The 22841-nt window shown below is 50.6% G+C and carries 21 protein-coding genes; 9 read left to right on the top strand and 12 right to left on the bottom strand.

What is annotated here, in order from left to right; all coding sequences use genetic code 11:
- Positions 1-3 precede the first annotated feature (3 nt).
- From P1P89_00990 to P1P89_00945, 10 genes are all read right to left on the bottom strand, one after another.
- The gene (locus P1P89_00990) at positions 4-1272 is read right to left on the bottom strand and encodes a CoA transferase (protein ID MDF1590060.1); all 1269 of its coding nucleotides are present in this window, start codon (positions 1270-1272) and stop codon (positions 4-6) included.
- Positions 1273-1329: 57 nt separating this feature from the next.
- Entirely contained in the window at positions 1330-2709 is a 1380-nt protein-coding gene (locus tag P1P89_00985) for an MmgE/PrpD family protein (protein ID MDF1590059.1), read from the bottom strand.
- A gap of 112 nt (positions 2710-2821) precedes the next feature.
- A complete protein-coding gene (locus P1P89_00980) occupies positions 2822-3376 on the bottom strand; it encodes a Fe-S-containing hydro-lyase (GenBank protein MDF1590058.1) in 555 nt (184 codons plus the stop codon).
- Positions 3377-3415: 39 nt separating this feature from the next.
- Positions 3416-4255 carry a fumarate hydratase gene (locus tag P1P89_00975; protein MDF1590057.1) on the bottom strand — a complete coding sequence of 280 codons (840 nt, stop codon included), beginning with the start codon at positions 4253-4255 and terminating at the stop codon, positions 3416-3418.
- A gap of 15 nt (positions 4256-4270) precedes the next feature.
- Complete coding sequence (locus P1P89_00970) at positions 4271-4945, bottom strand: DUF1847 domain-containing protein (GenBank protein ID MDF1590056.1); 675 nt, start codon at positions 4943-4945, stop codon at positions 4271-4273.
- Between the two features lie 18 nt (positions 4946-4963).
- A complete protein-coding gene (locus P1P89_00965) occupies positions 4964-5686 on the bottom strand; it encodes a 2Fe-2S iron-sulfur cluster-binding protein (GenBank protein MDF1590055.1) in 723 nt (240 codons plus the stop codon).
- A gap of 8 nt (positions 5687-5694) precedes the next feature.
- Complete coding sequence (locus P1P89_00960) at positions 5695-7491, bottom strand: FAD-binding protein (protein MDF1590054.1); 1797 nt, start codon at positions 7489-7491, stop codon at positions 5695-5697.
- Positions 7492-7503: 12 nt separating this feature from the next.
- Positions 7504-8334 (bottom strand): hypothetical protein, encoded by an 831-nt coding sequence (locus P1P89_00955; GenBank protein MDF1590053.1) that lies wholly within the window; start codon positions 8332-8334, stop codon positions 7504-7506.
- A gap of 65 nt (positions 8335-8399) precedes the next feature.
- Positions 8400-9080: a GntR family transcriptional regulator gene (locus P1P89_00950; GenBank protein MDF1590052.1), complete on the bottom strand. Its 681-nt coding sequence runs from the start codon at positions 9078-9080 to the stop codon at positions 8400-8402.
- A 77-nt stretch (positions 9081-9157) separates the two neighbouring features.
- Positions 9158-9331 carry a hypothetical protein gene (locus tag P1P89_00945; protein MDF1590051.1) on the bottom strand — a complete coding sequence of 58 codons (174 nt, stop codon included), beginning with the start codon at positions 9329-9331 and terminating at the stop codon, positions 9158-9160.
- 222 nt (positions 9332-9553) lie between these two features.
- On the opposite strand from P1P89_00945, the gene P1P89_00940 reads away from it, so the two are divergent.
- The gene (locus tag P1P89_00940) at positions 9554-10204 is read left to right on the top strand and encodes an urea carboxylase-associated family protein (protein MDF1590050.1); all 651 of its coding nucleotides are present in this window, start codon (positions 9554-9556) and stop codon (positions 10202-10204) included.
- A gap of 15 nt (positions 10205-10219) precedes the next feature.
- Here P1P89_00940 and P1P89_00935 read toward each other — a convergent pair whose 3' ends face one another.
- Both P1P89_00935 and P1P89_00930 read right to left on the bottom strand, forming a co-directional pair.
- Positions 10220-10522: a hypothetical protein gene (locus P1P89_00935; GenBank protein ID MDF1590049.1), complete on the bottom strand. Its 303-nt coding sequence runs from the start codon at positions 10520-10522 to the stop codon at positions 10220-10222.
- 314 nt (positions 10523-10836) lie between these two features.
- Complete coding sequence (locus tag P1P89_00930) at positions 10837-11598, bottom strand: hypothetical protein (GenBank protein ID MDF1590048.1); 762 nt, start codon at positions 11596-11598, stop codon at positions 10837-10839.
- A 140-nt stretch (positions 11599-11738) separates the two neighbouring features.
- On the opposite strand from P1P89_00930, the gene P1P89_00925 reads away from it, so the two are divergent.
- From P1P89_00925 to aroF, 8 genes are all read left to right on the top strand, one after another.
- Positions 11739-12104 carry a hypothetical protein gene (locus P1P89_00925; protein ID MDF1590047.1) on the top strand — a complete coding sequence of 122 codons (366 nt, stop codon included), beginning with the start codon at positions 11739-11741 and terminating at the stop codon, positions 12102-12104.
- Positions 12105-12132: 28 nt separating this feature from the next.
- Positions 12133-13806, top strand: coding sequence for a Na/Pi cotransporter family protein (locus tag P1P89_00920; protein ID MDF1590046.1), 1674 nt, complete (start codon positions 12133-12135; stop codon positions 13804-13806).
- Positions 13807-14141: 335 nt separating this feature from the next.
- Complete coding sequence (locus tag P1P89_00915; GenBank protein MDF1590045.1) at positions 14142-16466, top strand: VWA domain-containing protein; 2325 nt, start codon at positions 14142-14144, stop codon at positions 16464-16466.
- A 121-nt stretch (positions 16467-16587) separates the two neighbouring features.
- Positions 16588-17463: a hypothetical protein gene (locus P1P89_00910; GenBank protein MDF1590044.1), complete on the top strand. Its 876-nt coding sequence runs from the start codon at positions 16588-16590 to the stop codon at positions 17461-17463.
- A 209-nt stretch (positions 17464-17672) separates the two neighbouring features.
- Entirely contained in the window at positions 17673-18989 is a 1317-nt protein-coding gene (locus tag P1P89_00905; protein MDF1590043.1) for a hypothetical protein, read from the top strand.
- Positions 18967-19782 (top strand): ATP-binding cassette domain-containing protein, encoded by an 816-nt coding sequence (locus tag P1P89_00900; protein MDF1590042.1) that lies wholly within the window; start codon positions 18967-18969, stop codon positions 19780-19782. The genes P1P89_00905 and P1P89_00900 overlap by 23 nt, the downstream gene beginning before the upstream one ends.
- Positions 19783-19816: 34 nt before the next feature.
- Positions 19817-21382 (top strand): hypothetical protein, encoded by a 1566-nt coding sequence (locus tag P1P89_00895; GenBank protein MDF1590041.1) that lies wholly within the window; start codon positions 19817-19819, stop codon positions 21380-21382.
- 358 nt (positions 21383-21740) lie between these two features.
- The gene (aroF, locus tag P1P89_00890) at positions 21741-22778 is read left to right on the top strand and encodes a 3-deoxy-7-phosphoheptulonate synthase (GenBank protein MDF1590040.1); all 1038 of its coding nucleotides are present in this window, start codon (positions 21741-21743) and stop codon (positions 22776-22778) included.
- Positions 22779-22841 lie beyond the last annotated feature (63 nt).

The following is a 22841-nucleotide window of genomic DNA, read 5'->3' as shown; positions in this document are numbered from 1 at the left end:
AATTTATATGGCGCCTTCTCTTTTAAACTTTTCGACTTCTTCAGCAGAGAAACCTAAAAGATCCTGATAAATGACTTCATTGGCCGAACCGACGGGCAGGCCGGCAAACCGGATTTTAGCAGGTGCGCCCAGCATTCGGTAGGCAATATCCGGCATTTTCATCATAATGCCGGTGGCCGGGTCTTCTATTTCCACCAGCGTTTTTCTTTCCCGGTAATGTTTATCGGCATCGATATCCTTCATATCGGGTATCGGCCCGGCCGTAAGGCCCAGTTTCGTGCAGATGTCGAGAAACTCTTCGGTGTCCTTGCTTCCGATCCATTCCTGTATGGTTTCATTCAGAATGCGGCGGCTTTCCGTTGAGATGCGCTGTTCGTTGGTCAGAAAACGGGGGTCTTTGATCATATCCTGCCGGTCCATGGCTTCGGCCAACCTTTCCCAGGTTCCCTGGGAAGAACAGGACAATGCCACCCAATCGCCTTCCTTGGTGCGGTAATTGTTTCTGGGGGCTGCTCCGCGAAGTTCATTGCCGATGGGCCGGGGAACTTCGCCGGTGAGATAATAGGATAAAAAATCAGCGCCCAGCAGGCTGAAAAGCGGCTCAAAAAGGGATATATCAATCACCTGGCCGCCCGATTTCATCCGTTTTTGAGCCCGCAGGGAAACGACCACCGCAAAAGCCAAATGAAGCCCGGCGATAAAGTCCGCCAGGGCCATGGGCGGACTGGTGGGCGGGCCGCCGGGATGGGCGTTAAGAAAAGTGAATCCGCTGAAAGCTTCGGCCAGTGTACCAAACCCGGGTTTCATGCTGTAGGGCCCGGTTTGTCCGTAGCCGGATACCTTTCCGATGAGCAGCCCCGGGTTTAACGCCAGCAGCCGGTCGGCCCCCAGGCCCATCTTTTCCATGGATCCGGGCCGCAGGTTTTCAATGAAAACATCCGCCTGCTGGATCAGCTTAAAAAATATCTCTTTGCCGTCTTCGGCTTTCAGGTTGATGGTGACCGGAAATTTATTGCGCCCGATCATGGCATAATAAGGTTGAATACCGTTTTCTTCAACGACACTCCAGGCCCGCAGGCCGTCCGGCACCTTCGGGTTTTCTATTTTAATCACCTCCGCACCGGCATCTCCCAACAACATGGCTGCCGAGGGTGCGGCCACAATGGTGGACATGTCCAGCACCCGCACCCCTTCAAGGGGGAGGCCAGTGTAATTTTTTCCATCCCGCTGCTGCCCGATAAACCGGATCAATTCTTCTTTAGATTTCGCCATTCCTGTCTCCTTTTCATCATTATTTTTGCTTAATTCATTTTAAGAAAACCAATTAAACTATCCGGCAGGCAATAGTTCAGATAGTGATTTTAATGTGTCAACATGTTCGAGGCGCTTTATGGTTTCAATTAATTTGGAAATGCGATCAACAGAATAGACCGGCTGGACGAGTTCCTTATATTTGGCGATCAGCTCTTCCCATGTCAATGGATTTTCCGGATCCCCCTTGGGAAAATCAATTTTAATAGAAAATTCCTGTCCGCGGCCCGTTGTTATCGCCACCCGGGCAGGCCATTTTCTGGGAAAGTCCTTCTCCAGCTCGGCATCCGCAACACAGCGGATCCGGCTCATCATTTTCCGGACCTCGGGGGAACTCAGGTTTTCCTGAGAATATTCATCCAGTGAAGCCTTTCCGAACAGGATGGCAACCGCCGCGCCAAAGGGCATGCTGAACTGGGCATCCACGATGGATTGCGGATTTTGCTTTTGGGTTTCGGGCTCCACCACCAGCGCAAAGCCTGTTTTTAAAACGGCGAGTTCGACCGACTCAATATCTGCGGCCGTGAGCCCGTGTTTCCGCATGATCGTGAGGATTCCGTCAATCGGGCCCTGTTTGTAGCGGCAGCAGGCATGGGGTTTAATACTGGTTTTCATGACCTGGTAGGGGTTTCCCCAGGCGGCCAGAACGCGATCGGGATCCGGCCTGTCGGAATAGGATTTTAAAAAACCGAATTTACCCTCGATAACCGTGCCGGGTCCTGTAAAACCCTCTCTGGCCAGCAGGGCTGCCAGCAGGCCGCTATGGGCGGCCCAGCCGGCATGGAAACGCTTGGTAAAAGCGCCGTCACTTAAAAACTCCATCAAGCCGGCTGCCTGGCTGCCGGCGATTCCCAGCGCGTTTTTCATTTCAACAGCACTTAAGCCTAAAATCTTTGCGGCCGTTATGGCCGACCCCAGCGCACCGCAGGTAGCGGTGGGATGAAATCCCCGGGCATAATGGGCGGAGGGATCCAACCCGATGCCGAGGCGGATTACGACCTCGTAGCCGGCGACAATTCCCGTAATGAGTTCTTTGCCGCTGCGGTTTGCCAGGTGACCGGCGGCCAGTGCCGCCGACATGACGGTTACCCCCGGATGGAGGGAGGCCTCATTGACCACATCATCGAGCTCGATGGAATGTGCGGCGATTCCGTTTAGAAGGGCGGCATAAGGGGGGCTGGCCGACTGCTTCGTTCCAATGACAACCGCTCCTTTTGGGGCGGATTCCAGATTAGCGACCATTTTCCGGGCGGCAACAGCGGAGTCGCTCAAAGCACCGCGGCCGGCAACCCCCAGGTAATCCAGCAGTAAATATTTAGCCCGATCGACGATTTCCGGCGGCAGGTTTTGAAAATCGAGCGCCTGGCAGCGCTGGATCAGTTCGGCGGTTTCTTTCATGACGTCCTTCCTTTATAACGATAGCAGTTGAAAAAAAGTTATCTGTCCTAACCGCCGGACCATCCCCTTTTCAATCCGGCGGGTTTTTGAATCATATCCATGAATGCACTTTTCAGCAAGCATAAGCCTTTATCCCTTCCTCGTAAAGATCCCGGCCATGGACGTCATTGGCAACAAGAACCGGAAACGATTCGACCTTCAGCCGCCGGACAGCCTCTGTCCCCAGTTCCGGATAAGCGATGACCTCTGACGACAGGATGCATTTTGAAATCAGGGCGCCGGCGCCGCCGATGGCGGCAAAATAGACCGCCCGGTAACGCTTCATGGCGTCTTTAACCGCCTGGTTGCGGGCCCCCTTGCCGATCATACCCTTTAATCCCCGGGCGATCAGGGCCGGCGCGTACGCATCCATGCGGTAGCTGGAGGTGGGGCCTGCGGCGCCGATGGGTTTTCCGGGCCTTGCCGGAGATGGACCCATATAGTAGATGATGTGTCCCTGTATATCAAAGGGCAGGGGCTTGTTTTCGGCCAGCAGCTGAAACAGGCGCAGATGGGCGGCATCCCGGGTGCTGTAGAGCATGCCGCTGATGAAAACCCGGTCGCCGATATGGAGCTTTTCAAGATCGCTTGTTTTGAGCGGGGTGGTCAGCCGGATGCTTTCGGTCATTTTTACATTTCCTTTCACAAGAGAAGGTCATGCGGCGCTTTACAGCGCTATTTCCTTGTGGCGCGAGGCATGACATTGAATATTGACCGCCAAAGAAATGCTGGCAATGTGGCAGGGCGCTGCAATGATGTGTACGCCCAGGGCCGTGGTTCTGCCGCCCAGTCCCTGGGGGCCGATTCCCAGCCGGTTGATTTCCTGCAACCAGTCCTTTTCGAGTGCCGCCAGTTCGGGGTCGGGATTTTCACTTCCCAGCGGACGCAGCAGCGCTTTTTTGGCCAGAAAAGCCGCCCGCTCCAGTGTTCCGCCGATGCCCACCCCGATGGTGGTGGGGGGACACGGATTGGGGCCGGCCGCTTTTACCCGGTTTACCACATAATTTCTGATGCCGCTAAACCCTTCCGCCGGCGCCAGCATGGTGACCCGGCTCATGTTTTCGCTGCCGAAGCCCTTGGGGGTCACAACGAGTTTAAAGCCGTCGCCCGCAACCACATCAAAATGAATGATGGCGGGGGTGTTGTCCCCGGTGTTTTGCCGGCTCAGGGGGTGGCAGACACTTTTGCGCAAATACCCGTCCCGGTAACCCTGGCGGACCCCCTCGTGGATGGCTTCTTTCAGATCCCCCCCGACCACATGAACATCCTGGCCCATTTCCACAAAGACCACCGCCATGCCGGTATCCTGGCAAATGGGTATTTTTTCCTGATGGGCGATGGCGGCGTTTTCAATCAGGCGCTCCAGGATTTCTTTTCCCACCGGTGAGGTTTCCGTCTCCAGGGATCGATGGAAAGCGTCCAGCACGTCCGCCCCAAGATCCGTATTGGCCCGGATGGACAGGTCGCGAATGGCCCGGGTGATGTTTTCCACAGGGATTTCCCGCATGCGTACGGTTTCCTTTCATTTAATTGAGCGATAGTAGCTGTCAAGGGTATAAATGGCGGCCAGGGGGTTATGGCCCAAAACGCGGTCTTTGACCGCAAAGACAGTGCAGGGCGCCTGGCTGTATTTAAAAAAAAGCGAGTCATGACCGACGCACAGCCCCATGAGAACATTGAAGTCCGTTTGGGCTTCGTTCAGGACATATGCCTGGGCGATGGGATTGCACATGGACTCAAAGCTGCCGATGCGTATTTTTTGATCGTCCCGGACCCCGATGGATTCTTTTGCGGTTCGTCCGATTTTACATAAAGACGACACCACCTCAAAGCCTTTGGAAACGAAGAGTTTTTCGACCTCCCGGGCTTCTTTGCGAAGACCGATGCAAAACGCAAGCCCCAGGCGTCGGTAAGTCATACGTTCGGCAAACTCGATGATTTCCATAATGCGGGGCTTAAGCGGCCGAACGTGATCATAACCGCGCTCCTTTTCGGCATAACCGCAGCCTTCCTGGATGGAAGCCTGTTTTGCAAATTCTTGGATGTCGGGGTTTTGGAATTCCTTGAGCGCTTTCTCAATGACGCCGGCTTTAATGACGGTGGTGCAGTAAGGCGGCGCTTTGCCGTCTTCGTTCTGACAAATTCTCTCCGATGGTTGAAATGAACAGCGGGCGCAGCCCGGAATTTCCGTTTTCATGTTGCATCTCCTGCTGAATTAGGGGTTCGGGTCAAACCGGCCGGATTTAGCCAGCGCGATAAAATAGGCCACATCGATTTCCTTGGGACAGACAAAGGAGCAGGCCTTAGAAGTATGACAGCGCCGGACCCCCTGGTCGCTGTAAAGCAACGCCAGGCGGTCGGTTTTTTCCTGTTCGCGGGGGTCCATTACCCGGACGATGCTGGCCAGCAGGGCGTTGGGCCCCAGAAAAGCTTTGGGACTGCTGATACAGGCCTCAGCACAGCAAAAGCAGTTGATGCAGCGGGTGGCGGCGACGTATTTTTCAAGCTCCTGGGGCGTGATGCAATATTCAGCAGCCTTTTCAGCGGCCGGTTTGGGGGCAATGATATAGGGCTTGGCCCGGTTGACTTTTTCATAGGCCTTTTCAATATCGACGACCAGGTCGCGAACCACCGGGGCAATGGTAAGGGGTTCTATATCAAAAAGCGTGGTGTTAAAATAAGCCACGGCGTTTTCCACCAAAAGTTCGCAGGACAGCATCGGTTTGCCGTTGATCCGGACCGCACAGGAACCGCACTGGCCGTGTTCACAGGATGAATTCCAGGTTAAAGACGGGTCCTGTTCATCGTTTATTTTGCGAAACAGATCGACAAAGCGCAGGATGCGGCCGGCATCTACCCGGTATTCCTGGATCCAGGAACGCTCGATATCCGGATCGTAGCGATGGATTCTTAAGGTAATCTTGTAGATTTTTTCCATACGGGTCCTTAATATTTTCTCTCAATCAGGTTGAAATTTTCATGATGTGCGCCGCCGGCGTTGAAAACGCTCATATCAACCGTCCGCCGGGCAAGCGCGACATCGCCGAAAACGGTCATGGAAGCCAGGGTGTGGTGGTTAAATTCGTCGCGGCGCTCGGGAAAATCTTCGCGGAAATGGGCCCCGCGGGATTCTTTGCGCGCCAATGCCGCCCGGGCGATGACCATGGAGACCGCCAGAAGCGCATCCATCTCCCAGCGCTGCATAAGCTCTTGATTCATGGCCAGGCTTTTGTTTGACAGGGAAACTTTTTGAGCCCGCTCATTCAGTTCTTTTAGGGCGCCAATGGCTTCCGATATGCCGGATTCCGTGCGGAAAACGCCGACATTGGCGGTCATCAGCGTTCTCAAGGCATCGCGAATTTGCCCGATGCTGTCTGTGCCCCGTCCTTCCAGATACTCGGAAAACCGGCTGAAAGTTTTTACAGCAGACGCTTCGGCCGGTTTTTGCGGGGCCTCCTTTAAAAATTCCAGGACGCTCTCACCGACAAATTTTCCCATGGTGATGAGTTCCAGGATGGAATTGGTGCCCAGGCGGTTAAAGCCGTGAAAACTGGCCGCCGCACATTCGCCCACGGCATACAGGCCCGGAACGGGGTTTTGGCTGCTGTTGAGAACCTGACCGGACAGGTTCGTCGGGATGCCGCCCATATGATAGTGGTTGCTGGGGCGCACCGGGCAGAGTTCTGTCCGGGCATCCAGGTTTACATATTGTTTAAAAAATCCGGAAACTTCAGGAATTTGCTCTTCATGGACCTTTTGAGACAGATGCCGCAGATCGATCCAGACATGCTCGATATGGTGATCGGGATTCAATACGCCCCGGCCTTGGCGGATTTCCGTTTCGATGGCCCGGGACACCAGGTCCCGTGGGGCCAGGTCTTTCATTTTGGGCGCATAGTGTTCCATGAACGGCTCCAAATCCTTGTTGCGCAGAATGCCGCCCACCGAACGCAGGGTTTCGCTGGCCAGTATGCCGGGACCCACGATGCCGGTGGGGTGAAACTGGACAGCTTCCGGATCCAGGATCGGGAGGCCTGCCTGGAGGGCAATGGCCAGGCCGTCTCCGGTATTTTGGCGGCAGTTGGTGGTGACTTTGAAGACCTGACCGCTGCCGCCGGTGGCAAGGACGGTTGCCCGGGATAAAATCCGGGCGAATTTACCTTCTTTTTGGAGAAAAACCATTGCGCCGACACACTGGTCGTCACTAAACAGCAGCTCGGCGGCAATAGACTGGTTTAAAAAGGAAACCCCCTGTTTCATGGATTCTCCCCAGGCCGTATCCATGATTCCTTTTCCGGTACGGTCGGCCTCGAAAACAGCCCGAAACGCGGAACGTTCACCAAAATTCAAGGTGTGGCCGCCAAAGGTCCGCTTGCTGAGTTTTCCATCCTGGTTCCGGGAAAAATGCATGCCGCGGTTTTCCAGCCAGATAACCTGCTCCCAGGCGGCTTCACATATTTTTTTGACGACATTCTGGTCGGCCATGCAGTCGGAGCCCTTCCAGGTGTCAAACATATGGTAAATGATTTTGTCGGCCGGATCGGCCGGATCAACAGACGCCAGCCCCCCCTGGGCGGTGGAAGTGTGGGATTTCTGCGGGTGCGGGACCTTGGTCAAGGCAATCACCCGGCTGTTCGGTCTTTTTCCCAGCACCTCGGCCGCGCAACGCATTCCAGCGCCGCCCGCGCCGATGATCAGCAGGTCGCAAAGAAGGGTTGCCGATGTTTGCAGGGCCCTGTTCATTCACATACTCCTCTATATAAAAAGCGTTAATTGAACGCCGGCCAAGAAAAAGAAACCCATGATGATGAGGATAAGCATGGCGCAACAATAGTGTAAAAACCTGGCGGGGAGATAGTCCTTGATAATGGACAACAGGCCGTAGCCGCCGTGATAGAGACCTGCGCTGAGCAGCGCAACGGCTACGGTTTTAATAAAAACATGCTGCATTCTGGCAATAATAACGCCGGCATCATGACCGATTGCGGGCTGCAAATGCATAAACAAGAGGTGCGCCGGTATCATCGGCAGCAAAAAACTGCCGCTGATGCGCTGCAGTTTCCAGCCCAAGGAATTTTCGCCGGGCCATGTTTTTAAAGCAACGACATAGGACAGGCAGACGCTCATGGCCAGCAGGCAAAGCCAGAACAGAAATGGGGATACCGCCTGATCCCCCCTGATCATCATCAACCCCAGCAGACCGACATACAGCACTGAAAATATCAGAACCCCCCGGGTGATGGCTGCATCCGCCCGGCTGTAAAAGACTTCGTAAAGAATCAAACGGCCCCCGTTGAGTGCATGAAAGATCACCGGCACAGCCAGCGCCCATTCCAGAAGCACAAAAAAGGCTCCCTGAAAAAGCTTCATTTTTAGAGCGAAAACATCCGGTGTTGCCAGCGCTGTAAGGGTATAAATATGGAACCAGACATACAGGACCAGCAAAAGTCCGGTGGCGCGATGGGTCCAGGAAAGGACAAAATGCCACCCCCGGGTTTTGGCGTAAAAACCGATCAGGGGAAGTGTTTCCAGTTTTTTCAATATGCGCTGCTCCATATGGTTATAATCGAAAAGGGTCGTTTCCATTAACATTCTCCTCTAACAGGCCCATAGAGCAGCCGGAAGGTTCCCGCAAGGGGATCTGAAAAATTTCAAGGCTCTTCCAGATAGGCCAGAAATTTTTCAGAAGCCGTTTCGATGTGGTGTTGCACCAGTCCAGCCAGCATGGCCGGGTCTGTCTGCGGGTCATTAAAAAGATTCAGAATTTTCCGGTGTACCGCCAGAGACCCGGGCAGATCTTCGCGATAATATTTATAGGAAAACCGGTACCACAGGCTGTGCATCCGCAATGTCTTCAGGATATGGATGAGAACGTCATTGGCGCATGCCGTGATAAAGATTTCGTGGAAAAGAATATGCTGTTTCCAATATGCCTTGGGATCATTTTCCTTTACAGCCTGTTCCATTTTCAGCAGCACCTGCTCTATGCGGGAACGGTCTTTGGCATCCATTTTATGAAAGGCTTCTTTGGCGGCAAGTCCTTCCAGGGTTGCACGAACCGGAAAATTTTCCTGGATGTCTTTGCTGGCAATACGCTTTACAAATGTTCCTTTCCGGGGGGTAATGGTCACCAGGCCTTTTTTTTCAAGCTCACGGAACGCTTCGCGAAGGGGAGAACGGCTGATGCCGAACTGTTTTTGCAGCTCTGATTCCACCAGCTTGTCGCCGCCCTTTAATACATCCTCCAGGATAGCTTCGGTGAGAATTTTTGATACCTGCCCGGCCAGAACATCGGGTCGAAAGTCATGTTGTTTAATTTTTTTGCTCAGCATCGGGGTGTTTTTCGCCCAAAAAGATCACCATGTTTTTTTGTCGACGGTCGACTATATACGTTCTGGGGGTGTTGCTGTCAAGTCGAAAATATTAAACCGGTCATACATGTTCTTTCTTTGACGACCGCGGTGGTGCATAGAAGCGACAAAACCAGTTTTACCTGGATATGGGGTTCGACATCAACAGCTTGACCGGCATGGCGGGGAAGCCCGTTCAGCAATATCAAATCAGGGTCTTGTATCGGTTTCATCTTAATTCCGGATGCAATTGTGTTAAGTGTTGACCCATAACACATATAAGAATTATACAAACAACTCTTATTCCGATAGTTGCCTGTTTGACAAGCTAAAAGGTTGCCTTTTAAGCAGAAAAGGGTTAGCCCGTGAGCAGTGGATAACCCGTTCGACGATCAGAAATAGAATCTGCTGCGACGGGAAACGGTCGCATTTCAATGAGACTTCAGGAGGTTCGTATGGTTACGCAGAAAGACTTGGTTTACGAACATGCGATTCAGAGAAACAGTGGATGGGCTTACGAGCTGAAAAGGGGGCAAGTCCTGCGCGTCATGGGCACCTCCATTGCCGACCTGGTTGCCTTTTCTCAGAAGGACCAGACAGAACGCTTTGATCAGGCCCGCACAAAAGTCTATAATCGGAAAATTTTCATCAGTACCGGCGATGTGCTCATGACAAAGTCAAACCATGCCCTCATGACGATTTTGGAAGATACGTTCAAGACGGGCACCCATGACCTGCAACACGGCATGTGCAGCCGGTCTCGTTTCGAGTTGGCTGCCAAAGAGGGCCGCCTGGCGGAATATTACTTTCGAGACATACCGGCTGATGAAATTCCGGACCATGGCTGCTTTGAGAATCTGATCAGAGCGCTCAAGCCATGGAAAATTCCGCCCTGTGACATACCCAGCCCGTTTAACCTATATCAGAATGTCGAAATTAATCCCATAACCGGTCTGATGATCAATCGGCTGACCCGTCCGGAACCCGGAACGTATGTAGACTTTAGAATAGAAATGGATTCTCTGGTGGGCATCAGCTCCTGTCCGGACCTGTGGGCCGGCGGCAGCCAAGGTATCGATGTGAAGGTTTTTGGTGAGGGGTTCTAATAACTATGGCAAACGTTATGAAAGCTTTTTTTTCACTTCCTGTTCAAGGCGTTTGCTGTAATCTCTTAAATCCGCTTCGGTTTCTTTGAGCTTTTTGATGGCAGCCTGGGCATGGGAACCGAAAAGCAGAAAGACGCTGAAAACCATCAGGCGCCTGTATAGACCGAGTAAATCCGGCTGAAATAGCTGCTGAAAAAAACTTTGGCCATGGGAAAAGACATATAAAAGGGACTCAACGAACCAGTATAGAACCGCAAGGCCGATTCCTACAAATACCAGCAGGTTGTCCGAAAAGATGTTGCCGTTTTTTTCATTCATCGCTTTGCTCCCATCCGTGTTAACCGCTGTGAATGCTTAAAAAGTGTCCCTATCCCGTTTGTATAGTTGCTGAATATTATAATAAAAAAATTTTTATGTCAAAAAAGATTTTAATCCGGACGGATGAGAAATGCATCAGAAAAATAGAATTTCGCCGGAGACTTGCCGCTATACCGCTTTCCATAATAAAGTTCCAAAACAATGAATTGCGGTATAAGCGGTTGTAGAAAAAAACGTTGGGATAATGGAACGTTTTTTTGACAACCGCTATATCGGCAATTGATAAAAATACGCTTGAAACGCTTTTTTGACAATTACCCGATGGTCCCGAACAGCAGGCGGCGCAGATCCGCAACGGACGCTGAATGCCGGGCGACCCAGTGAATGCCGTCATCGATGGCCGCCACCAGCGCGGACAGTCCGCCGAACCGCTCCACCTCCTGCGGTTTTGGCTTAAACCGAAGCGACACCCGGGAGCCCGGCTGCCCCAGGGCATTTACGGTGATCATACCATGATGCAGCAGCCAGTACATGCCGATACCCGCGGTGACTTCAGCCGGGACAAGCGGCAGGGGTTTTTGGCTCATGCCTAAAGACCGGACCAGATACCAGGCATCTTCTTCGGTAATGGTTGCACCCAGACCGGTTTGACGGACGGCTTCGGCACCATACTGCCTGCAAAGGCGATGGTATATTTTTTGTCCGAGAACAACTTCCTGCTGAAGCTGCCGGGGGTCGAAATTCTGCAGCGAGTGACAAACGTCGACCGCCAAAGTCGGCCTTGCCTCCAGGCCCAGCTCGGCTGCACGCGCCAGGACCCGAGTCACCAGGTCCGGCCGCCCGGCCATCAGCCCCGCCCGGGGGCCGCCCAAACCGGCCTTGTCGCAGCTGGTAATACCTATATCGATACCGGTTTCAAGGGTTTTGGGCTGATGATACACTATGGGTCGCAGGCGGGCGCCATAAGCGTCGTCCAATAAAGACGGAACGCCATTCATCCTGAGCCGCCAGCCCGGAATCACCCAGAATGCAATGCCGCTGAAGGCCGGTGAAATTGTAAAAGCTGTCCCGTCCATGCTTGGCTGCTCTTGTTTGGATGAGGCGAAGCGCATGCTGATAGCGCCGGAACTCATCCAGCGAAGAAGACAAGAGGTTGCCCCGGGCATATCCGACATCCGGATCCATGGGGTGACCGCAGCGGTCACGGAGAACGGATTTGTTTTTAGAAGGTTCAGTCGGAGCAGACATTTTAAAGAAGCTCTTTTTCAGGGTTTCACGGATCTATGGTTTCATCGAATTCAAAACCATATCAACCGCCCAGCTTCCGGAATGTAAAGCTGATGGCATAAAAGATGGATATTTACCCTATTTAATACCTGAATATTGCATGAAAATTGATGATAAGCGCTTTTGTTGCTTCATACAAAAGATTCAAAAAAAATTCAATAAAACAAAAATATTACCCAAAAGACAAAAAGAAGAGGGGCATTTTAGCTTGACATGTTGCCAAGAAAGAATAATTGTTTGGCAAATATTTTTTCAATTTCTGACGAAAACTTTTTCAGATTCCGGCACCATATGACCAAATGGCCATTTAAGAAGGTTACCCAATGAATTTAATAAATGTTCTGATTCAGACAATCGGCGGGTTGGGCATTTTTATTCTGGGAATGCGGATGATGACGGACGGCCTGCAGATGTCCGCCGGCGATAAAATTAGGCGCATCCTGGGGGCTGTCTCATCCAACCGGGTGATCGGCTGTCTCACCGGAACCGGTGTTACCGCCATCATTCAGTCTTCATCAGCCACCACCGTGATGCTGATCGGGTTTGTCAGCGCCGGGTTGATGTCCCTTGAGCAGGCGGTCGGGGTGATTCTGGGGGCCAATATCGGTACTACGATGACGGCCCAACTGATTGCATTTAAATTGAGCGATGCGGCATTGCCGGCCATCGCCATCGGGGTTTTTCTAAAATTTTTCACCCAGAAAAAGAAATACCGATATGTGGGTGAATTCGTCCTGGGATTCGGCCTGCTGTTTTTCGGCCTGACGGTCATGAGTCACGGCCTGGGGCCGATCAAAAAAGATCCTGTTTTTATCGCTTTTTTTACCCGCTTTAACGCAGACGACATCGGCGGCATTCTGCTGTGTGTGTTTGTCGGTACGGTCTTGACGGTGCTGGTTCAATCCTCGTCTGCCACCATCGGGTTGACCATGGCCCTGGCGACTCAGGGACTGGTAACCTTTCCGGCGGCCATGGCGCTGGTCTTGGGGGAAAATATCGGTACCACCATTACGGCCCAGCTGGCCCGGCTGGGCTCCACAAACATAAACGCCCATAGAGCCGCCAATGCCCATACCATTTTCAATGTCATGGGTGTAATCATAATGATATTTATTTTCCCATATTTTCTTGATGTGGTCGGGTTTATCACCCGGCACATGGGGACCGGATCCGCTGAAACGGTCGTGAACGGCGAAGCCGTCAATGTTGCCCGCTATATCGCCAATGGGCATACCCTGTTTAATGTCATAAACGCCGTCATCTTTTTAATCTTCATGCCGTTGCTGGTGAAGTTAAGCATCCTGCTGTCGCCCAAGCCGAAAGGGGAGGAAGACATCTACCGGCTTCCGGACTTTAGCCTCCGACTTATCGACAGCCCCATCGCAGCCCTGACAGCCGTGCGCAGTGAAATCGTGCGCATGTCGCAGACCGCCGCAGAGATGTTTAAACATATGATATCCTGTATCGAAGAAAGGGATATTAAAAAATTAGAACGCTGGAGAAGTGTTGAAGGCTTTCTGGACGCCATGCGAAAAGAAATCACCACGTATTTGACCCGATTGTATCAAAGCGAAGTGAGCGAATCCGAAGCCAAAGAAATTTCCAGCCTGATGCGCATGGCAAATAATATCGAAAGAATCGGAGACTCCACTGAAGATGTCGCGCAACTGATCGAAGGTTTTATTGAAAATAATATGCAGTTTACCGCCATGGCCCAGGAAGATTTAAAAAAAATAACCGGTCGGGTGCTGATGTTTCTGGACCTGATTACCAGCGGAATCAGAGAGGGGAACCCAGACATTATGGAACAAGCGCTGGTCATTGAAACTTCCATCAACGACATGAGGGAAAGCATGCGTCAGAATCATATCAGCCGGCTTCGCTGCGGGGATTGCTCTATTGATCCCGGCCTGCTCTACATCGATATGCTGGCGCACTTTGAAAAAATGGGCGGCTACTGCTTCAACGTCGCCCAGGCCGTAGCCGGCGTTAAATGATATCCACGGTCTGTTTTAAAAAACAGCAATTTATTTGACACAAACGTCTCAATTCACTATACTCCTCTAACAAAAAACAAATTCTTGTCATTTCTGTCTTCACGGCGGGGGCATCCGAGTCAGGTGTAAACCGTTTCAGACAACACCGATGGAATTCCAAGCATTATTGAAACCGGATGCGATAACCGATTTGCAGGCGCCCGGTTGAACACGACTTTTTGATAGGCCCGGTAAAATCCTTCAGTCCTAAATCAATATAAGCTTCGACAACACCGGGACGGATAATAAATTTGCCGACATTAAGGCGAAATGCTTCTGGTAAGTGGAGGTGACGAATGGTTTGTTTGCGGAAAATGATACTGTATTTTATGGGCGCTGCTTTTTTACTTTCCCTCAACGCTGCCCTAGCTGTTTCCCCGGATTTTAATGCCGACAGACGGGTAAATATCAAATGTCCCACCACCATTGATAGAGACCGGGAAGGTCAATTTGAACCGGACGGATTCATCCAGACCGTCCGGCGGCTTTATCGCGAACTGGATCAAAATCTGCAGACGGCTGAAAAAAAAGGAGCTGAAAGCGGCGGCGGACAGCGGTATGTTTTCAGTTCCGATCCCAATCACGGCGCCTTCTTTATTGCGCACGCCAAGGCCTTTCTTCCGGCAAACAGCCTAACCAGCCTGGTCCCCCAAGACCCGCTTCAATTTCAGGAAGTTTTTTACATCACTGAAATAAACTGGGACACCCTGCAGCTGACAATGGTGCGGCAAAAAGATAAAAAAACATTCCGCATGGATCTGCCGGATTTTGAGAAAGCCTTTTTATGGTATAATGCCCTGCTGGATAAACAACGGGCGTATATTCCCATATATGGTTTTTTGAGCCTTCCGGGAGAGGCCGATGAGTTCCCCACCATCTGGAACAGCTGGCAGGGCAGTAAAAAAGACACCGCCACCCCCCCGGAGAGTCTGGTGGATTATGATTTTTATAAAATCCTCGATTATCGCGAAGGGTATTATTTGCTTGGCAAAGATTTTAACGAGCTCGACTACCGCAATAACATCGAGGAATTTGGCATCATTGGCTGGGTCGAAAAAAAATACATAACCCTCTGGCGTTCGCGGCTGTATTATCATCCGCTTCAAACCGTTCCGTTTTTCAATGATAAGAATGATCGTGAGCCTGCCAGGGAATCTACCGAAATAAACAATTTTTATGTGGATCATATTTATTTAAAGGAAAGGCTTTTTAATGATATTGTTGAAAAACTGGACCAGGAAAGCCTGCATAAATTTTATTCCCATTTCGGCTTTCCCCAGTTAACCCATCCGGAAGATGTGGCCGAAAATCAAATCGCCAAAGTATTCATTCCCGGCGCGTTTACTCCCCGCCTGATGCGGCTCCTGGGAGAATCCATCAAAAAAAATCTGAACACTTTCTTTTTAATCGACGTGTCAGAAAGTATGCGCCCTTTTGCGGATTATGTGAAGTCTTTTAACAAGAGCGTCAGCGCAATGAAAGAAAAAGGGATCGGGCTCAGAATGAACCGGGTTTATGCCTACTGGGATACCCCGGCGAGTGACCGTGACATGACGGGCGAGCCCCAATTTATGAGGGTCAAAAGACCGGAAAGTATCGAGTTCGCCCACAAAACCGGGGATCGAAACTATGCCGAACCTTTGACAAGAGCGTTTATAAAAGTGCTGGATGAAATCGAGTCGCTGCAAAAAGAAAAGCTGATGCTGCCGCTGCATGAAAAGTTGCTGTTTATCATAACCGACGCAGGCCCCAATGACATGACGGATGGGGCCTTCAGCGACATCGTTGCCAGGGCTCAGCTCCTGAATCTGCGGATATACTTTGTTTATCCCAGCCGACACGGTGTCAGAAATCCCAGCTCACGGCTGGAAGACACCCCCGCCGACGTATATAAAGGACTGGAAGACATGATTGCCCGTTTTGAAAAAAGCAGCTTGCCTGGCCAGGCGGTCAGCTTCCGGCGGTTTCAGTTTGAAACGGCAGCGCTGCAATCTCAGGCCCAACGCCAGGAGGATTTTAATAGGCAGCACCGCCGCCTTTTGGAAGGAATTGAAGCCTATATTGATCACGTATTTAAAAACGCCCGGGGAAATGAACTGTCAAAGGATGTCATCCTGTATTTTTCTGATGAAAATCTTATGGAAAAGATGCGGAAATGGAGCGACCGCAAAATTCAGGTGTTAAACCATGTGGTCAAGTTCATTCATTCGGTTGACAACCCGGCGGTATGGGAAGAAAGGATCGCAATCCCCGCCAAACCGGTGGAATCCTATTTGCGGGCGATTAGAACCCAGGACGATGTGACCTTATCGGACCTCAAGAAACTGATCATTATCAACTCTCTGGTCAGTGTGGACGATGTGGAAAAGAGCCGAAAACTTTATGATCATATTAAACCGCTCATCGAAAAAAAGACCTTTAAAACTGCTGATGAGGTCTTCTACACTGCGCTGACCAATAGAGAGGCGGGTCAGAACATCCAATGGAATAAATCCCTGGGAGAAACCAATGAAAAACTGGGCGACTACCTGGCCGGGCGGGGATTCCATCTCAATTCTTTCAATCAGGCCGTTCAAAGTAAATTCATGTATTTAAAAGTTGAAGAGCTTTACGGTCAGTGACAGTAATTGTATCGGGTTGTCTGGTATACCATCGTCCGGGAAAGGCGCGGGTTGTTCATAAAATAACGTCTGGTTTCAGCCGCCGGATAAATCCGTTAAGCAGCATAAAAGGAAGACGAAAATGAAAAGGCAGCCGATTCAATGGTTCTGGATCCTTTTAATTGCCTGCTGGGGTCTCACCGAAAATGTTTGCGCCGAGGGCCTGTTTAAAGACCGGCAGATCAATTTAAGCAACGATAAAAATAAAACCTTCAGCGTCGGGGTAACCGGCACCACCGCCGGATATAACTATATCGCCCTGGTTGAAAACGCCAAACAGGAGTCCATCTCTCTGGGGGAACTGGGCTATTGGGAGCGGGTGGCGGATCCGCCGTCCTACCTGCGAAACTACGATCTTCAGTTGATTGTAAAAAATCAGGCCACGGGCCGGTTTAAACTGGAATTTGAATATGACCGGCAGCGGCAGAACATCAATTATCGCATTGTTGAAGGGGCGGTGGACGTTCGACTGGATCCCAACGAATATTATCCCCTCTTGATCATCACCAGTGTTGTCCCGGTAAAACCCGTGCTGGAAGCGGACCGTCTGCCAAGCGGGGCCAGACGGTTTTTGTTTTTGGACTTTAACAGTTTTGATGTGGATTTAAGAAAGTATTACGGCAGCGTGAAGGTGCTGCTGAAAAATCCGGACTACACCCCCCATTTTTATTATTATGAAGCCGGTCATTACAACAGTTACTATTTCAAAACGTTGCAGACCGCCGAAGGGCTGGACATCGATAAAATGGGGCTTTCCCTGGAAGACGGAACACTGACGTATTACCAAAAAGTGCTGGACAATCTTAAATCCCGCCTGGGCACCGATTTTGCAGATCAGATCATCATCGTGTCGCGGTTCGGCAAGAAATTTTCAGAAGAAATAAAGCGCTATGCATATGAAATCGGAATGAACCGGAAGATAGTGATAACCCTATGGTCCTATGACGACATCCGGTAAACCCCGGTGCCGGCCGGGGGGGCTTTTGACGGACGCTCAGCCGGTTGCCAACTTCCCATCGAGACCTGAAAATGTTTTTCAGCAGGGACTTTCTTAAACTACAGGTCGTTTGTCTGAAAATGCTTTTCCGAAAGTCCACGCGGAAACGATTCGTTTTTCTGGTTTTTACCTTTTTGTTCATGATGGGCTTTAATACCTGCAGTTATCTCATGAAGTTTCATAAAACCGAAACGTTGAAAACGGAAGTTCTGGCAGAGAAAGCCTTTAAGGTTTTTTTCACAAGAATGCGCAGCGTAAACGATTTTGAACGGTTTCTATACAATCATCGCCAGCCGCTGCTGGACCTTGGCGCGAATATCGTTCAGAAAGCCTTTATTTATCAAAATAATCTGTATATTCATTTTTTATTGCCTTCTGTACAGGAAAGCGGTTCGGACACGGATGAAAAAGAGGCCATGTTGTTGCTCTATGGCATGTTTAACCTCCGCCAAGCGGTTGCCGAATTTTATACGGTGGACCACGTGGACGGTTATCGATCCAGGGTCAGAAATCAATATATGGATTATAATGGAAACCGCCTGGATGAAGACACCGTCCGAAACCGGCACGATACCCTTAAGGCGGACTTGGTGGATATCGCCGATATGATTCGATCCCTTTCACGCGATAAGAGAAAGGACGTTATCTATTCGGTGAGAAAGACAATGGTTGACAGCCTGAAGCGGACGGCCGGGAATAAAGCGGATGAACCCAATCTGTATCTGAGCCGGGTTGAGATCGTTGTCCCGATGAACTTTCTGCACATCTGGGCGCATATCCAGCAGGACAACACCACCGATATTATGGATCTGCTCCATTCCGTCCTATCCAATCCTGACGGCACCATTGAAACCGATAATGCTTTTTTGCAGGTTCCGGAGATATATACCGGCAAGGCTCTGTACAAAGACATCGACATCTATCCCCGGTATGTGCCTTTATATATACCCGGTTTGCTTAAACCGCACTGGAACTGGCTCTTGTATCAGAATATCCGGATAAAAAAAGACTTTATGGACTATCTGAACCAGCTGCATTTTAACGGGCACTACCTGTTTTCTTATGAAAAGTCACAAATCCTCCAGGACAAGGTCAAGAATCTAAATGATGATATTCAAGCCAACCACATTCATTTTTATCTGACGGATCTATCCATGGGAATTGCGTTTCCTTTTATGATTTCCCTGTTTGCCTTTATTCATTTAAAAACAGAAATCGCTTTCCTGCTCATGTTCAAGAATCGCGTGCAGGAGATATTGTTCATATTCTGGCTGCTGCCGTTGAGCCTCATGCTCATGGTGAAAAGCGGGATTCTGACAGGATATTTCTTTTACCTCTATAGCAGCGGCGGCGGACTTACGCTGCTGCTGCCTCTGCTGGCTTCATTTATCGCGGTGGCGGCGGGGTTTTATCCGATTAATAAATGGTGTTTTAATCAGTTTACCGGAGATACCCTGAATTTATATGCTCTTCACAAAGGACGATAGCGCCGTGCAAAGCTGTTTCAGCGTTAAATTCCCACTGGTTTTAAAATGGGATGATGCGTTTACGATTACGTTTACATCATCACAATCGCCCCAGCTGGAGTTTAAAAGCGGGTTCTACTTCCTCTGCGGCGATAACGGGTCCGGCAAAACCACCTTTTTGAATATGCTGGCCCTGACCGCCGGAAATATCGGAAAAAAAGCCGCCGGCGACAACGGCCGCATCGCCTACAACGCGGAAGCGTACAACCGGCCGGGATTTAATCATATTCAGGCTGCCAAGATACGTGAAGGGCAATTTTGTATTTTCCCACAGAAGGCTTTTTTTCTGCCGGTATCGACCCGCGACAATTATACCATTTTAAACGGCTCGGATCTTAGCAAAGAGGCCGGTTTTTCATATCAGGAGTATCCGGATTTGCTGTCGGGCGGGCAGCAGCAGAAAATACTGATGGATATCATTTTGGATGAAAAAAAACCGGTATGGTTTCTGGATGAGCCGCTTTCAAATCTGGACGCGGAACGGCGGCACTATTTTTGGGAAATTCTGGAGAAAGCCTATCGGCAGAAACTGCAAACCGTTTTTTTTATCGATCATGGAATGGGAAATGAAATCAAAAACGATCCACAGTTTCGTTTCGTCGACACCCTTTGTGCGGTTACGGAGAACCGCCAGAAAAACAGACCGCCGGAGATTGGCCGCCGACACATTGAGATATATGCGAACGATTCACCCCAAAATTTTTTTAAAAAAAAGATCAGGGAACTGGATAATGCAGCGGCCGTTACCATTTGAACCCAACTTATTAAAAGGATAACAATTGAAAAAAATGAAAACATGGATACGAAGTATTTCAGGTCGTGCCGTTGTTGCCGCCTTTTTCCTCGTGGGGTTGTCGTTTTCACCGGCGGTGGGGATTGAGCTGATTACCCGGGAAACCTTTGAAGCCGAAAAGGGCGCCTATAAAGATTATCCATTTCATCTCCTGTTTAAAAAGCTGGCCGAAAGCAGCGGCGTCGAAAAACAACTGATAAAGAATTTGATTATTTTAAAACAAATTTTTGATCCGACCATGCAGACCAAAGAGGCGGCCGGAGTGATCACCTACCAGCGTACCTACGGTATCATCAAAACACTTGATAATGAAAAGCTGAAGATTTATTCGGCTGACACCGGAAAGGATGTTGAGTTCCATGTTGGCATGGACCGGGTACCCCTGCAAAATCCGAACAAATATAATGTCAGCGACCAAAATATCGGGCGATACGCCGCTGTGGTTTATACGCTTGATAATCGCGTTTATAAAGTTGAAACAAGCTTTCTGATCGCAAGACCAGAGGAATTGTCTCTTAAACGGGAAAACGACAAGAACCGGATCGGCTGGCGCCAACCCCAAACCGCTCAGCAGCCAACCGAGTATAACGTTTTTATTAATGACAAACCCTATCAAACCGTTGAAGAGACAACGGTCGCTGTTCCGATAAGAAGCGGGCAGGTGGACACATATCGCGTTCGTGCGGTCTATTCACATGGAAAAGGTCGGATAGAATCGGATGCATCACCGCCGCTTCAGGATACGATCACCAGGGTTGAAATAGAACAGGAGCGGTTGGCGGCAACGATGTTTGCCCAAGTATTGTCAGGGTTAAAGCCGGGGCAGTGGGAGGCTGCCCGCAGCCGGTTGTACGACAGCCGGGGACTGTTAACAGCGAGCCTATCGGGTCCGCAGCAGTCGCAGGCGACGGGTCTGACGGCATTTTTTAAAACGGTGGAAGAAGGCGACCTTGCGCTGGGAAAAGCGCCCCAGACAGTCGCGGGAATCGATGAGGCGCTGGCGGCTTACAGTCGAGCGGGTCAGCAGGCCGCCGGTCTTTCGCCCGGGATCGAAGTCGGGTTTATCGTAGCGGAGAAGACCGCGGCAGCGACCGAGCTTCAGGCGGCGCTAAAGACACAGCAGCAACAGGCGCTGGCGGCGGCGCAAAAGCCTGCAGCTGAACCGGCCGCACCACCAGCGCCCGTCGTATCTGCGCCGCCACCGCGCGTTGTTGATAGTGGCGCTGAAATCCAACAGGCCCTTGGCCGTTTTGATGAAAAAAATTATACAGAAGCTTTAAACCATTTCGCAGCCGTCTACAGCAGTCAGATCAGCAACCTCCAGCAGCGTGATCAAAGGCAGATTAAAGGATTGCTGTCGCTGCCCCCGAAATATAGGGCGGAGATAATTTTTCTGATTGAGTTTGAACGGATCCGCAAAAAGAGCAACAACGACCGGGACCAAATAAAAATGGGCCTTGAGGACTTGCTGCAGGACATCGAGAATCGCCAGGGTCCCTGGGTACTTATTCCTGAAATCAGAAGGGAGCGCATTAAAAAGCATATCAATGAGTTTCAATAGACATGTGCGATCTGCGTCTACCCCGCAACAGAAGGGTAACTGTTTCGGAATAAGCCATAATTATCTTGACAAATAAGAAGCGACTCTAATAAGTACAAAGACGGTCATTCGTCGTAAAAAAGGAAATTTTGAAAATGATTCGGTCGAAAACAAGAGGTTTTTTTTGGCGCTGGTGGTGGATCTCTGAAAACGCGGGGAGCGCCATCGGTTTTTTTTCGACATAGACAAATAAAGCAAAAAATTTTAAAAAGAACCGTGGGAACTCCCAACTCCCACGGTTCTTTTTTTTTAAGGGCTGTGGATGGTGCCGGAGCCTTTTTTATTCTGATCATTAATTGAGTCTCAAGGAGGTGGTATCATGTTGGTTGTAATGGAGAAAACGGCAACAACCGGGGAAGTTCACGCCGTTGTTACGGCTGCTGAAGCCCGTGGGTATCAGGCCCGAACGATTCCCGGGGGAGAACGGGTTGCCATCGGCATTTTGTACAACAAAGGCGCAGTGGATGCTTCTCTGTTTATGGGGCTGGCAGGGGTCAAGGACGTGATCCCCGTTACCCGGCCGTATAAGCTGGTCAGCCGTGAGTTTCAGCCTGACGATACCATTGTCCGCATTGGCGATGTGACCGTTGGAAAAGGTCATTTATGCATCATTGCCGGGCCGTGCGCGGTGGAAAGCGAAACCCAAGCCCTGACGATAGCCAAACTGGTGAAAAAATGCGGTGCACACATGTTCCGGGGCGGCGCCTTCAAGCCGCGGACTTCGCCCTATTCCTTTCAGGGGTTGGGAGAAGAGGGGCTTAAAATCCTGGCGCGGGCAAGGGATTTGACAGGCATGCCGATCGTTACAGAGGTTATGGATTATGAAAATTTTGATATGGTCGAGTCATACACGGATGTCATTCAACTCGGCGCACGCAATATGCAAAATTTCAGCCTGCTGCGCCGCGCCGGACAGTCCCGAAAACCGGTAATGCTGAAAAGGGGGCTGGCGGCAACGATAGAAGAATGGCTGATGGCAGCCGAATATATCCTGGAAAGGGGTAACTCACAGGTTATATTATGTGAAAGAGGCGTTCGCACCTTTGTTCACCACAGCCGAAACACACTGGATCTTTCGGCCGTCCCTTTTGTGAGAAAAGAAAGCCATCTTCCCATCATCGTTGATCCCAGTCATGCCGCCGGCCGCAGAGACCAGGTCATCCCCCTCAGCCAGGCGGCTGTGGCGGTTGAAGCCCAGGGGCTGATGGTGGAAGTTCACCATGAGCCGGACAAGGCACTGAGTGACGGGGCGCAGTCTCTTTACCCGGATCAGTTTGAAAGGTTATGCCGCCGGGTGGAACAGATTTACAAACTGCTGCAGACCCAGCATCAAGACACAGCGGCACCATCTTTGTAGAGCAATCGTCAAAAACAGGTGCCGGTTGAACCGGAACGACACGGCGGCTATTTGGGAACATTA

It is taken from the genome of Desulfobacterales bacterium, assembly GCA_029211065.1.
Taxonomy (GTDB): domain Bacteria; phylum Desulfobacterota; class Desulfobacteria; order Desulfobacterales; family JARGFK01; genus JARGFK01.
The sequence above is the reverse complement of the archived record's forward strand: the minus strand, read 5'-3'. Positions and strand labels throughout refer to the sequence as shown.

Coding starts and splice junctions, on each gene's coding strand:
- P1P89_00990 (MDF1590060.1), bottom strand. CDS start 1,272: ATGGCGAAATCTAAAGAAGAATTGATCCGGTTTATCGGGCAGCAGCGG.
- P1P89_00985 (MDF1590059.1), bottom strand. CDS start 2,709: ATGAAAGAAACCGCCGAACTGATCCAGCGCTGCCAGGCGCTCGATTTT.
- P1P89_00980 (MDF1590058.1), bottom strand. CDS start 3,376: ATGACCGAAAGCATCCGGCTGACCACCCCGCTCAAAACAAGCGATCTT.
- P1P89_00975 (MDF1590057.1), bottom strand. CDS start 4,255: ATGCGGGAAATCCCTGTGGAAAACATCACCCGGGCCATTCGCGACCTG.
- P1P89_00970 (MDF1590056.1), bottom strand. CDS start 4,945: ATGAAAACGGAAATTCCGGGCTGCGCCCGCTGTTCATTTCAACCATCG.
- P1P89_00965 (MDF1590055.1), bottom strand. CDS start 5,686: ATGGAAAAAATCTACAAGATTACCTTAAGAATCCATCGCTACGATCCG.
- P1P89_00960 (MDF1590054.1), bottom strand. CDS start 7,491: ATGAACAGGGCCCTGCAAACATCGGCAACCCTTCTTTGCGACCTGCTG.
- P1P89_00955 (MDF1590053.1), bottom strand. CDS start 8,334: ATGGAAACGACCCTTTTCGATTATAACCATATGGAGCAGCGCATATTG.
- P1P89_00950 (MDF1590052.1), bottom strand. CDS start 9,080: ATGCTGAGCAAAAAAATTAAACAACATGACTTTCGACCCGATGTTCTG.
- P1P89_00945 (MDF1590051.1), bottom strand. CDS start 9,331: ATGAAACCGATACAAGACCCTGATTTGATATTGCTGAACGGGCTTCCC.
- P1P89_00940 (MDF1590050.1), top strand. CDS start 9,554: ATGGTTACGCAGAAAGACTTGGTTTACGAACATGCGATTCAGAGAAAC.
- P1P89_00935 (MDF1590049.1), bottom strand. CDS start 10,522: ATGAATGAAAAAAACGGCAACATCTTTTCGGACAACCTGCTGGTATTT.
- P1P89_00930 (MDF1590048.1), bottom strand. CDS start 11,598: ATGGACGGGACAGCTTTTACAATTTCACCGGCCTTCAGCGGCATTGCA.
- P1P89_00920 (MDF1590046.1), top strand. CDS start 12,133: ATGAATTTAATAAATGTTCTGATTCAGACAATCGGCGGGTTGGGCATT.
- P1P89_00915 (MDF1590045.1), top strand. CDS start 14,142: ATGGTTTGTTTGCGGAAAATGATACTGTATTTTATGGGCGCTGCTTTT.
- P1P89_00910 (MDF1590044.1), top strand. CDS start 16,588: ATGAAAAGGCAGCCGATTCAATGGTTCTGGATCCTTTTAATTGCCTGC.
- P1P89_00905 (MDF1590043.1), top strand. CDS start 17,673: ATGAAGTTTCATAAAACCGAAACGTTGAAAACGGAAGTTCTGGCAGAG.
- P1P89_00900 (MDF1590042.1), top strand. CDS start 18,967: ATGCTCTTCACAAAGGACGATAGCGCCGTGCAAAGCTGTTTCAGCGTT.
- P1P89_00895 (MDF1590041.1), top strand. CDS start 19,817: ATGAAAACATGGATACGAAGTATTTCAGGTCGTGCCGTTGTTGCCGCC.
- aroF (MDF1590040.1), top strand. CDS start 21,741: ATGTTGGTTGTAATGGAGAAAACGGCAACAACCGGGGAAGTTCACGCC.